Raw genomic sequence first — 11949 nt, 5'->3', positions numbered from 1 at the left:
GCCCCGGCTAAAATCGCGGTCCTTGCCCTTGTAGCTCAGTTGGTAGAGCAGCGGTTTTGTAAACCGAAGGTCGCGGGTTCGATTCCTGCCGGGGGCACCATCTGCACCACGCGGCTCTCGCCGATACGACTGGTATCAGCTGAGGTTCAGCTCGATTGAACCTTGATTCTGATTGCAGTAACCTGCCATCCCCGCTGCTTGAGAGCGTCTTCAAGCCGAGGTTGAAGCTGGCGCAGCTTGGCTGCCACGGCCGCGTTGGCCACCAGCAGTGACCACCCCTCGCCATCCAGGGGGCCGGGCTTGATGTGAGCGGCCAAAGCCGCCGGCAAGACAGCGAGAACAGCCTCGAAGCGTGCATTCGATTCACGCATGAGTTGCTGCAGTCGCGCAAGCGGAGCACTGCGATCGAGTGCCTCGTCCATGCGCAGGGCGTTGGGGGTGACCGGGGGTGGCTTCTGGTTCACCGCAAGGAGTTTAGCGATGCAGATACTCATCACGCACGGCACGATGGCCAAGACCCGCGTGCTGCGGCTCAACCGCTGGCAGCTCGTCGGCGCGCTCGCCGCATTGAGTGTCATGCTGGTCTTGCTGTCGGGTGTCATCTATCACGCAATCTTCCTGAAGGCTGCACGCGAAGGCTGGCCCGTCGTGAGCCAGCTCATGCGCCTGGTCGTGCGAGACGAGTTCGCGCAGCGTGACCGTTTCATGCGCGAGAACCTCGATGCCATGGCGCAAAAGCTTGGCGAGATGCAGGCCAAGCTCATCAAGCTCGAGGCAATTGGTGAGCGGGTGTCTGGCCTCGCAGGGGTCAAGCCCGAGGAACTCAAGCAGGTAGCGCCCCGCGGTGGCCAAGGCGGCCCGTTCGTGCCTGCGCGCAAGCCGTCCATCGAGCAGTTGAACAGCATGCTCGAATCGCTGGACGAGTCGGCCGACCAGAGCAGCGATGTCTTCACGATGATCGAATCGCGCCTGTTCGAAAAACGCCTTGCCTCGTTGATGGTGCCGAGTTCGGCGCCTGTCAGTGGCCGAGTCGGCTCCGGGTTCGGGTTCAGGTCGGATCCTTTCACCGGCCGGGCTGCCCTTCACACCGGCCTCGACTTCCCGACCGATGTCGGTACCCCCATCATGGCGGCTGCGGGCGGCGTGGTGCGTTCAACCGACTTTCATCCCGCCTACGGCAACCTGCTCGAGATCGATCACGGGAACGGCCTGACGACGCGGTACGCGCACACTTCGAAGATTCTGGTTCACGCGGGAGACTTCGTGAAGCGTGGACAACTGGTGGCGCTTGTCGGCACCACGGGCCGCTCCACGGGCCCGCATTTGCACTTCGAGGTGATGGTCGAAGGCGTGCTGCAGGACCCTGCCAAGTTCCTCGCCGGGAAGGCCGGCGCCCCTGTGAACCACACCGCCGCGACGTCGGTATCCGGGTCATCCCCAAGCCCCCGCTGACGCCGGGGTGCGCCCCACCCGGGTGCTAACATTCAAGGCTTTTCCCGCGGCAGAGGGCCTCCTCTGGCAGGCCTTGCAAAGGGCGGTGCCGAACCCCATTTCCCGGGAACCGATTGCGTCGACGGCGGGTGCGTATCTGCCGCTCGATCCCTCCCGCTGCCCTCCAGCCCCAAATTCCTTGACGCTGCATGTTGCCCAAGCTTCTCACTTCGATTTTCGGTAGCCGCAACGACCGCTTGCTCAAGCAGTACCGCCAGGTCGTTCAGCAGATCAATGCGCTGGAGCCGCAGTTCGAGAAGCTCGACGACGCTGCCCTGCAGGCCAAGACGGCGGAGTTCAAGGGCCGCGTCGCCAAGGGCGAATCGCTGGACGCGCTCTTGCCCGAGGCGTTTGCCGTGGCACGAGAGGGCAGCAAGCGCGTATTGAAGATGCGGCACTTCGACGTGCAGCTCATCGGCGGCATGGCTCTGCACAACGGCAAGATCGCTGAAATGCGCACCGGCGAAGGCAAGACGCTGATGGCCACCTTGCCCGTCTACTTGAATGCGCTCACCGGCAAAGGCGTGCATCTGGTGACGGTGAACGACTACCTGGCCCGGCGTGATGCTGAGTGGATGGGCAAGCTGTACAACTTCCTCGGCCTCTCGGTGGGCGTGAACCTGCCGCAGATGCCGCGCGAAGAGAAACAGGCTGCCTACGCCGCCGATGTGACCTACGGCACCAACAACGAATACGGCTTCGACTACCTGCGCGACAACATGGTCTACGAGACCGCAGATCGAGTGCAGCGCGGCCTGACCTTCGCCATCGTCGACGAGGTGGACTCCATCCTGATCGATGAGGCGCGCACCCCGTTGATCATCAGCGGCCAGGCGGAAGACCATACCGACCTTTACGTGCGCATCAACAGCGTGGTGCCGCAGCTCAAGAAGCAGATCGGCGAATTGGACCTGCGCACCGGCGAGGGTGTGATCGACCCGGGCGACTTCACGGTTGACGAGAAGTCGCACCAGGTGTTTCTCACCGAAGACGGGCACGAGAACGCCGAACGCATCCTGCGCGAAGCCGGCCTGCTGGTCGACGGTGCCAGCCTGTACGACCCGCAGAACATCACGCTGATGCATCACGTGTACGCGGCGCTTCGTGCACGCCACCTGTACCACCGCGATCAGCATTACGTGGTTCAGGACGGCGAGGTCGTGATCGTCGACGAGTTCACCGGTCGGCTCATGACGGGCCGCCGCTGGTCCGATGGCTTGCACCAGGCAGTCGAAGCCAAGGAAGGCGTCCAGATTCAGAGCGAGAACCAGACGCTCGCTTCGATCACCTTTCAGAACTACTTCCGCATGTACGGCAAGCTCGGTGGCATGACTGGCACCGCCGACACCGAGGCCTATGAGTTTCAGGAAATCTACGGTCTCGAAACCGTGGTGATACCGCCCAACAAGCCGACGGCGCGCAAGGACGAGCTCGACCTGGTCTACAAGACTGATAAGGAAAAGTTCGACGCGGTGATCGAAGACATCCGCAGCTGCCATTCGCGCGGCCAGCCGGTGCTGGTGGGCACGACATCGATCGAGAACTCCGAGCTGATTTCCGAAACGCTGCGCAAGGCCAACCTGCCGCACGCCGTGCTCAACGCCAAGCAGCATGCGAAGGAAGCCGAGATCGTTGCGCAGGCAGGTCGCCCTGGTGTCATCACCATCGCGACCAACATGGCCGGCCGCGGTACCGACATCGTCCTGGGTGGCAATGTCGAGAAGCAGGTGCAACTGATCGAGGCCGACGACTCGATCCCTGAAGCCGAGCAGCATGCGCGCGTCAAGAAACTGCAAGACGAATGGCAGGGCCTGCATGAGCAGGTGAAGGCCGCGGGTGGCCTGCGCATCATCGCCACCGAACGGCATGAATCCCGCCGTATCGACAACCAGCTTCGCGGCCGGTCGGGGCGCCAAGGCGACCCGGGTTCGTCGCGCTTCTACCTCTCGCTCGAAGATTCCCTGATGCGCATTTTTGCGGGCGACCGCGTGCGCGCCATCATGGATCGGCTGAAGATGCCCGAGGGCGAGGCCATCGAGGCTGGCATCGTCACCCGCAGCATCGAAGGCGCCCAGCGCAAGGTGGAAGCGCGCAACTTCGACATGCGCAAGCAGCTGCTCGAGTACGACGACGTGTCGAACGATCAGCGCAAGGTGATCTACCAGCAGCGCAACGAGATCCTCGAGGCCGAGAGCCTGACCGCGCAGGTGGCGAACCTGCGCGAGAGCACGCTGACCGACGTGGTGCGCACCTACGTGCCAGCAGAAAGCGTCGAAGAGCAGTGGGACCTCGACGGCCTGGAGAAGACGCTGGCTGACGAATGGCAGCTCGACGTTCAGGTGAAGGCGAAGGTCGAGAAGAGCAACGCCATCACCGACGAAGAGATCGTCGAGATGGTGGTGAAGGCTGGCAACGATTCGTTCGCCGAGAAGCTGGAGCGCGTTGGCGCCGAGCAGTTCACGCCGTTCGAGCGCATGATCCTGCTGCAGTCCATCGACCAGCATTGGCGCGAACATCTTGCTGCGCTCGATTACCTGCGCCAGGGCATCCACCTGCGTGGTTACGCGCAGAAGAACCCGAAGCAGGAGTACAAGCGCGAAGCCTTCGAGCTCTTCAGCCAGTTGCTCGACGTGGTGAAGATGGACGTGACGCGCGTGCTGATGACCGTGCGCATCCAGACTCAGGAGCAGGCCACCGAAGCGGCAGAGGCTATCGAGTCGCGTGCCGAGTCGATCAGCAACGTCACCTACACCCACCCGAACGAGGATGGCAGCGTGTCGCAGGAGACCGATCCATCGAGCGAGGTTCCCAAGGTGGGCCGCAACGACCCCTGCCCATGCGGCAGCGGCAAGAAGTACAAGCAGTGCCACGGCCGGCTGGCCTGAGAGCGGCCAGTTCAAGAGTCTCAGGGCACTGAGGCCACCCAGCGCTGCGATCGCGGCGGCGTCGTAGCGACGTGGGCCTTGCTTGAGAGTGCGCCGTGGGTGCCCGGTGCTCGCCGCGCATGTGCGCGAGACGAGGCACCTGAGCGAGCAAGTTGCCGTGTCGATACCTACAATCGACCTCCTTGTCACGAGGTGCACCATGCCAGTCAATCTCCAGCCGCCGTGTGCGGAATCGCTCCATCCCGTCCCTGGTGTCCAACTTGGCGTCGCGATGGCTGGTGTGCGCAAGGCCAAGCGCCGCGACTTGACCGTGGTCACTCTGGCGGAAGGAACGCAGGTCGCGGGGGTGTTCACCGCCAATCGTTTTTGTGCCGCCCCGGTTCAGCTGTGCCGCAAGCACTTGGCCGCCAACATCGGGCCGCGCGCGTTGGTCATCAACACAGGCAATGCCAATGCCGGCACGGGTGACGATGGGCTGGCGCGGGCGTTCTCTACCTGTGTGTCGCTGGCTCAGCACCTCGACCTGTCGCCCGAGCAGATCCTGCCCTTCTCCACCGGCGTGATCATGGAGCCGCTGCCCACGGACCGAATCGCAGCCGGCCTGCCTGCCGCCATCGCCGACCTGAAGGAAGCCAACTGGGCGGTTGCGGCCGAGGCAATCATGACGACCGATACGGTGCCCAAGGCGGCGTCGAAGCAGATCCAGATTGGTGGCAAGACGGTCACCATCACCGGCATCAGCAAAGGCGCCGGCATGATCCGGCCGAACATGGCGACCATGCTGAGCTTTCTCGCCACCGACGCCGTGATTGCCCCGCAGTTGATGCAACCGCTCACGCAAGAGGCCGCCGACAAGTCCTTCAATCGCATCACCATCGATGGCGACACCTCGACCAACGACTCGTTCGTGGTCGTCGCCACCGGCGTGGCGGGCCATGCGCCTATCACCACCCTGGAAGCCGGCGACGGTGCGCTGCTGCGCCAGGCCGTGATCGACGTCGCCACCGAACTCGCGCAGGCCATCGTGCGCGATGGCGAAGGTGCGACCAAGTTCATCACCGTGCAGGTCGACGGCGGCAAGACCGAAGCCGAATGCAAGCAGGTGGCCTACGCCATCGCCCACTCACCACTGGTGAAGACGGCGTTCTTTGCGAGTGACCCCAACCTTGGTCGCATTCTGGCGGCCGTGGGCTACGCCGGCATTGCCGATCTGGATCAGACGCGCATCGAGATGTTCCTCGACGACGTGCACGTGGTCACCGACGGTGGCCGCAAGGCCACCTACCAAGAGGCCGATGGCGCCCGCGTGATGAAGCAGGCCGAGATCACCGTGCGCATCGACCTGCGCCGCGGCGCGGCCGAGGCCACCGTGTGGACCTGCGACTTCAGCGTTGACTACGTCAAGATCAACGCCGACTACCGCAGCTGAACCAGCTCTTGCGGTTCTAGGGGGGCGGCAAGTTCGCCGCTTGCTTCGCCCGAACAACGGGCGGTAGCATGGCGGCTCGCTTCGGACTCCCTGACATGACACGCCACTTCCATCCACGCATGCCACACGATGCCGCCCGGCGGGCGTCGTCGTGCCAACACGCGTCGCGATGTGTCGACCATATCTCCATGGTCATTCAGTCCGTACGCGGCCACTGACTCCTCAGCTTCGCTTCCACCGAAGTTCCGCTGAGGCCCTCGGCGGAAGAGCAGGTCCCCAACCCTTCTTTCGCTGATCCGGATCCACCGATCCACCAGGGTGCTACCCGCACCCGAACGAGACAGACGAGAGAGGAGGCGGTCATGTTGTTGAATCGGCTGAAGGCGCTCTGGCAGGCCTGGGCGCAGGGGCTCAGCCTGCGGCCCGACGATCTGCTGCGCGACCGCACCTACCGCCGCCTCTGGTCGTCCATCCTCATCAGCTCCTTCGGTGGCCAGGTGACGATGCTCGCCTTGCCGCTCACCGCCGCCGTGCTGCTCCATGCTTCGCCCACCCAGATGGGCCTGCTCACGGCGATGGAGATCCTGCCCTTCGTGCTCTTCTCTCTGCCGGCCGGGGTGTGGCTCGACCGGGTGCGCAAGCTGCCGGTGTATGTGGCAGGCGAGAGCCTGTTGTCGGTCATCGTCGCCAGCGTGCCCTTCGCGTGGTGGATGGGCTGGCTGTCGATGGCCTGGCTCTATGTTGTGGGTTTCGTGATCGGCGTCATCTACACGGTTGCCGGGTCGGCCGCGCAGATCGTGTTGACACAGGTCGTCGCACGCGACCGACTGGTCGAAGCCCATGCCAAGAATGCGCTGGCCACCTCGGGCGCCGAGGTCGCCGGTCCGGGTTTCGCCGGCGCCTTGATCAAGGTCGTGGGCGCACCGCTGGCCTTGCTGGTCGATGCCGTGCTGTTGCTGATTTCGGCGGGGATCCTGCGCGGGATCCGCGTGCACGAGGACCAGCGCCGGCACCGCGGCGGGCACTTCTGGCGTGACCTGCGCACTGGCCTGCGCTTCGTGTTCGGCGCGCCCTTGCTGGTGGCCCTGGCGGTTGTCGTGGGGACGTGGCAGATGTGCCACCACGCCGCGCTGGTCGTGCAGATTCTGTTTGCCACGCGCACCCTGGGCTTGAGTGAACAGCAGGTCGGCCTGAGCTACATGGGCATGGGTCTGGGCACCATCGTCGCGAGCGTGCTGGGCAACCGCATCAGCCGGCGTGTGGGGCCGGGGCCGTGCCTGGTCATCGGCATTGCGGTGTGCAGTGTCGGCTGGTTGCTGCTGGCGGTGGCGCCTGCCAACCGCTGGGGCGTGGCTGCCTTTGCCGTGATGCTGCTGCTGTTCAGCGCCGGGGCAGTGCTGGTCTTCATCAACTTCCTGGCTTTGCGCCAGGCGGTGACGCCCGGGCCCCTGCTGGGACGCATGACCAGCGCGATGCGCTGGCTCACCTTGCTCGCCGCCGGCCCGGGGGCCTTGCTCGGCGGCTGGCTGGGCGAGCACATCGGCTTGCGTGCTGCGCTTGGCTTTTCGGCCGGAACCGCCTTGCTGCTGGCGGCGGTGGCGTGGTTCCACCCCGCCATCCGCAACGTGAAGGTTCTGCCCGAGCCTGAAGGCGCCGACGATTGGGTGGGAGCCGAGGCCTCGGTCAGCCCCACGACCATCATGGAGGTCGGGTGAGCGACCTCAGGGGATGCTGCGGCTGACGCGTACCAGCGAGTTGGCTTGATCCGGCTGCGCGAGGTACATGTCCGTCAAGCTCGTACCGGGTGGATAGCTGCTGCCTGTTATCCACAGCGGGTCGCCGGCGAAACCGTAGCCCCACACTGCCCAGTACCAAGGGCTGGTGGTATTCGAGAACCGGCCCAGCGTGGTGGTCACGCCCGTTGCCAGGTTCTGCGACATCAGGTGGCCGTTGCGGCAGTCGGCGTCGTTCGAGAGGCTCTCGCACCAGACGACGGCGTCCAGGGTGAAGAAGGAATGGTCGTTGACACGGCTGTACACCGGCATCGGGCTCGAACTGATGCGGGCGCTGATGAGCCGGGCGTTGGTTCCATCCAGACGCACCTTGCTCAGAGAAGTCAGGGCGGTGGAGGAGAAGGTGATGTACACAACGTCGTCGCCATGCGTGCCCAAGGTGTAGGAGGTGTTCACCGCTCGGACCAGCGGAATGAGGGCTCCGCCGCTTTTGGGTAGCGAGAACAGCGTGGTCCGGGTATCGGGGTAGTCACCATCCTGTCGCACCACCAGGTGGATCGGCGAGATGGCATCCAGGATGGGCCTGCTTCCGGCGAAGGGGTCGAGCGAGGCCATCACCGAGACGGTGCCCGCGGCGTTGATGCGCATCACATCCACGCCATCCATGAAGTAGTTCGCCGTGGCATCGCCCAGCGCCCAGGGGGAGCTCGTGGTGTCTCGGATGCTGTACAGGCTGGGCGAGAGCGTGGCACCCGTCGTCGACCAGTCGAGCCGGCGCACGGTCATGCCGACGTTCACATGGGCACTCGTCGTGAGGCGGGTGCCCGGTACGTAGTTGAGAAACTCCAGGCTCGCCAAGCCCGCACCTCCGGCGATGTCGCCCAGCGGAGCCAGGGCTGCGCTGTACAGCGTGAGCCGCGGCGTGGTGCCGCGCGCGTCGCTCGCCACGAAGAGGCCGGTGCCGGCGAAGTTGTCGCTGGGCAAGGCATTGACGATCTGAACGCCGGTGGGCAAGGACGTGGCAGCGGTGGTGGTGGACGTCCCCGTCCTGACGAACGCCGTGGGGTTGCTTCCGGCCGCGCCGCAGCTGCCAGATGGGCCAGCCACCTCGACCTCGAGCCACGCATCACCGCCATTGGAGGCCGCCAAGGGGTGCACCCGCGCGATGTTGCATGCGGTGCCGAGTGAAGAGATGCGCTGCTCCACCGTGCTGTCGCTCTTGCGCAGGCTGACCTGGAACACTTGCCTGTTCTTCACGTAGAACACCATCGACGTGCCGCGATACGTGGTGATTCGGGTGGCCGGATCGGTGGTGAAGAGCGACAGATCCCGGTGTGTTTCGGGCGAGGGCAGAGCCACCGAGAGCCTGGGCGTGGCCGGGGCGGCTGGGTCCACGATCAACAGGTTGTAGCCAGTGGCCTGATCGGCGGAGCTGGTGCCGATGATGAGGTACTGCTCGGGCGGCGAAGGAGGCGGCGTGCCGCCGGCCTCCGGGCTGCTGCCCCCACCCCCGCCACAGCCGGCCAAGATGATGATGGACGAGAGGCAGGCGCCTGCCAGCCGCGCTGCCGTGCGGCGGATCGGATCTTTCATGGTTCCCTCGCTCAGACTGTTGGTTTTATGAGGGCCGGGAGGCCCGCGGCAGTCTAGCGTTTCACCGTATCGATCGGGTCAGCCGTGGGCCCTCGATCCGGGGGCGAAGCGGTCCACTGCATCGGTGATCAGGCTGTCGATGCCGGCCTCTTGCAGTCGCAAGGCATCGGCCGCGTCATTGACGGTGTAAGCGGCCACGCGCAGGCCAGCGCCCTGGGCGTGCGCGATCACGGCGGCATCGAGCACGCGGTGGTTGGCGACGATGGCAATGCAGCCCAGCGCTTGCGCCTCGGGCAGCCAGCCTTCGCGCAGGCTGTCGAGCAGCAGTGCTCTGGGCAGGGACGGTTTGGCGGCGCGTGCAGCAGCCAGCGCGTCGGGCTGGAAGGAGCTCAGCAGCGGCTTGAAAGCTTCATCGGCCCACAGCGCTGCGGCATGCTGGGCGATCACGCGGCCGGTGGCTTCGTTGTGCCCGGGCGTGGGCTTGATCTCGATGTTGAGCGCGAAGCCGTTTCCGATGCAGTAGCGGGCGATGGCCTCCAGGGTGGGCAGGGGCTCGCCCGCGAAGGCGCTACTGTGCCAGCCGCCGGCGTCCAGGCGCGAGAGCGCGCTCCACGGGCGCTCGCCGGCCACGCCTTCTTCGGGCGTGGTGCGCTGCAGGGTCTCGTCGTGCAGCAGAAAGGGGACACCGTCGACGCTCAGCTTCACATCGCACTCGAAGGCGCGGTAGCCGTGGCTCGCCCCGAGGCGAAAGGCCGCGAGCGTGTTCTCGGGGGCCAGCTTGCCGGCGCCGCGGTGGGCAATCCACAAGGGGTAGGGCCAGGGGCTCATTCCACGCGTGCGCCGGTTTCGGTGTCGAACCAGTGCATGTGTTGCGGCGACAGCTGCAGGTGCAGGGTGCTGCCGGTGTCGGGCGGGGGCAGCCGGCCATCCACGCGCAGCGTGAAGTCGTGTTCGCCAAGGCGCCCGTGCACCAGCCGCTCGGCGCCGAGCATCTCGACCAGCTCCACGCGCAGCGGCCAGCCTCCGCTCCCCCCGATGGCCACGTGCTCGGGCCGCAGGCCGAAGGTCAGCTCACCGGCACGCGGAGCCGGTGCGGGCAGGGGCAGGGCCAGGCCATCGAGCGTGAATTGCTGCCCCTCGGCGCGGCCTACCAGCAGGTTCATGGGAGGCGAGCCGATGAAGCCGGCGACGAAGGTGGTGGCGGGGCGTGCGTACACCTCGTCGGGGGTGCCGAGCTGCTCCATGCGGCCAGCGTTCATCACCAGCATGCGTTGGGCGAGCGTCATCGCTTCGACCTGGTCGTGCGTGACGAAGAGCGAGGTCACGCCCAGGTCGGCGTGCAGCTTGCGGATCTCGATCCGCGTTTGCGCCCGCAGTTTGGCGTCGAGGTTGGATAGCGGCTCGTCGAACAAAAACACCTGAGGCTGCCGCACGATGGCGCGGCCCATGGCCACGCGCTGGCGCTGCCCGCCCGAGAGCTCGCGCGGCTTGCGGGCGAGGTAGGGCGCAAGCTGCAAGATGCTTGCTGCCTTGTCCACCCGGGCCTTGATCTCCGCTGTGGGCACCTTGGCGATCTTCAGGCCGTACGCCATGTTGTCGAACACGGTCATGTGGGGGTAGAGCGCGTAGTTCTGGAACACCATCGCGATGTCGCGCTCGGCGGGTTCGATGTCGTTGACCACGCGTCCGCCAATGGCGATCTCGCCCCCAGAGATTTCTTCAAGACCCGCCACCATGCGCAGCAGCGTGCTCTTGCCGCAACCCGAGGGCCCGACGATCACGACGAACTCGCCATCAGTGATCTCGGCATCGACGCCGTGGATCACCTGGTTGGCTTTCGGGCCGTGGCCGTAGCGCTTGATGACCTTGCGCAGTGAGATGGCTGCCATGCGTGCTCGCTCTATTTTTCGGTGTCGACCAGGCCCTTGACGAACCACTTCTGCATCAGCACCACCACCAAGGCGGGCGGCAGCATGGCCAGCAGGGCGGTGGCCATCACGACGTTCCATTCGTTGGCTGCGTCACCGCCGGCGATCATGCGCTTGATGCCGATCACCACGGGGTACATCTCTTCGCTGGTGGTGGCCAGCAGCGGCCACAGGTACTGGTTCCAGCCGTAGATGAACTGGATGACGAAGAGGGCGGCCATCGAGGTCTTGGAGAGCGGCACCAGCACGTCCTTGAAGAAGCGCATCGGGCCGGCGCCATCCATGCGCGCGGCCTCGACCAACTCGTCGGGTACGGTCAGGAAGAACTGCCTGAACAGAAACGTCGCGGTGGCCGATGCGATCAGCGGCACGGTGAGCCCGGCATAGGAGTTGAGCATGCCGAGGTCCGAGACCACCTTGTACGTCGGCATGATGCGCACCTCGACCGGCAGCATCAGCGTGACGAAGATGGCCCAGAAGAAGAAGTTCTTCAGGGGGAAGCGGAAGTAGACGATCGCGAACGCCGACAGCAGCGAGATCGCGATCTTGCCGATGCTGATGACCAGCGCCGTGACCAGGCTCACCCACATCATTCGGCCCACCGGCGCGGTGGAGCCCGCACCGTCGCCGCCGCCAAAGAGCGCGGTTCGGTAGGTCTCGACGAGATGGCTGCCCGGCAAAAGCGGCATCGGCGCCTGGACGATCTCGTGCGCCTCGTGCGAGGACGCGACGAACGCGAGGTACAGCGGGAAGGCCACCGTGAGCACGCCCAGAACCATCACCAGGTGGCTGAGTACGCGCAGGCCGGGATTGCGGTCGACCATGTCAGCGGGCTTTCATCTCAGCGGTGCTCGGCCGTCCGAAGCCGCTGAGTGCCCCCTCGGGGGGAG

The 11949-nt window shown here is 65.4% G+C and carries 9 protein-coding genes and 1 tRNA gene; 5 read left to right on the top strand and 5 right to left on the bottom strand.

From position 1 onward, the window contains the following. Positions 1 to 24: 24 nt before the first annotated feature. Positions 25 to 100, top strand: a tRNA-Thr gene (locus AC1KAR_RS13190). A 46-nt stretch (positions 101 to 146) separates the two neighbouring features. On the opposite strand, the gene AC1KAR_RS13185 is transcribed toward AC1KAR_RS13190, so the two are convergent. Continuing rightward, positions 147 to 464 carry a DciA family protein gene (locus tag AC1KAR_RS13185; protein ID WP_480318361.1) on the bottom strand — a complete coding sequence of 106 codons (318 nt, stop codon included), beginning with the start codon at positions 462 to 464 and terminating at the stop codon, positions 147 to 149. A 16-nt stretch (positions 465 to 480) separates the two neighbouring features. Between AC1KAR_RS13185 and AC1KAR_RS13180 the strand changes: the two genes are divergently transcribed. The 4 genes from AC1KAR_RS13180 to AC1KAR_RS13165 all read left to right on the top strand — a co-directional run bounded on the left by AC1KAR_RS13180 (position 481) and on the right by AC1KAR_RS13165 (position 7520). Next, positions 481 to 1452: a M23 family metallopeptidase gene (locus AC1KAR_RS13180; protein WP_480318359.1), complete on the top strand. Its 972-nt coding sequence runs from the start codon at positions 481 to 483 to the stop codon at positions 1450 to 1452. A gap of 188 nt (positions 1453 to 1640) precedes the next feature. Next, positions 1641 to 4376 (top strand): preprotein translocase subunit SecA, encoded by a 2736-nt coding sequence (secA, locus tag AC1KAR_RS13175; protein WP_480318357.1) that lies wholly within the window; start codon positions 1641 to 1643, stop codon positions 4374 to 4376. A gap of 199 nt (positions 4377 to 4575) precedes the next feature. Beyond that, on the top strand, positions 4576 to 5805 hold the full coding sequence (gene argJ / locus AC1KAR_RS13170) for a bifunctional glutamate N-acetyltransferase/amino-acid acetyltransferase ArgJ (protein WP_480318355.1): 1230 nt from the start codon (positions 4576 to 4578) through the stop codon (positions 5803 to 5805). Positions 5806 to 6167: 362 nt separating this feature from the next. Further along, positions 6168 to 7520 carry an MFS transporter gene (locus AC1KAR_RS13165; RefSeq protein ID WP_480318353.1) on the top strand — a complete coding sequence of 451 codons (1353 nt, stop codon included), beginning with the start codon at positions 6168 to 6170 and terminating at the stop codon, positions 7518 to 7520. Between the two features lie 6 nt (positions 7521 to 7526). On the opposite strand, the gene AC1KAR_RS13160 is transcribed toward AC1KAR_RS13165, so the two are convergent. The 4 genes from AC1KAR_RS13160 to ugpE form a co-directional block, all read right to left on the bottom strand. Further along, the gene (locus AC1KAR_RS13160) at positions 7527 to 9131 is read right to left on the bottom strand and encodes a hypothetical protein (protein WP_480318351.1); all 1605 of its coding nucleotides are present in this window, start codon (positions 9129 to 9131) and stop codon (positions 7527 to 7529) included. 78 nt (positions 9132 to 9209) lie between these two features. Beyond that, complete coding sequence (ugpQ, locus tag AC1KAR_RS13155) at positions 9210 to 9959, bottom strand: glycerophosphodiester phosphodiesterase (protein WP_480318349.1); 750 nt, start codon at positions 9957 to 9959, stop codon at positions 9210 to 9212. Then, on the bottom strand, positions 9956 to 11020 hold the full coding sequence (locus tag AC1KAR_RS13150) for a sn-glycerol-3-phosphate import ATP-binding protein UgpC (protein WP_480318347.1): 1065 nt from the start codon (positions 11018 to 11020) through the stop codon (positions 9956 to 9958). Before AC1KAR_RS13150 ends, ugpQ begins: the two co-directional genes overlap by 4 nt. 11 nt (positions 11021 to 11031) lie before the next feature. After that, positions 11032 to 11883 carry a sn-glycerol-3-phosphate ABC transporter permease UgpE gene (gene ugpE, locus AC1KAR_RS13145; protein ID WP_480318345.1) on the bottom strand — a complete coding sequence of 284 codons (852 nt, stop codon included), beginning with the start codon at positions 11881 to 11883 and terminating at the stop codon, positions 11032 to 11034. Positions 11884 to 11949: the final 66 nt, after the last annotated feature.

The organism is Piscinibacter sp. PDB1-1, from assembly GCF_056675995.1.
Note: the sequence above shows the minus strand (reverse complement) of the source record. Positions and strands in the feature narration are given on the sequence as shown.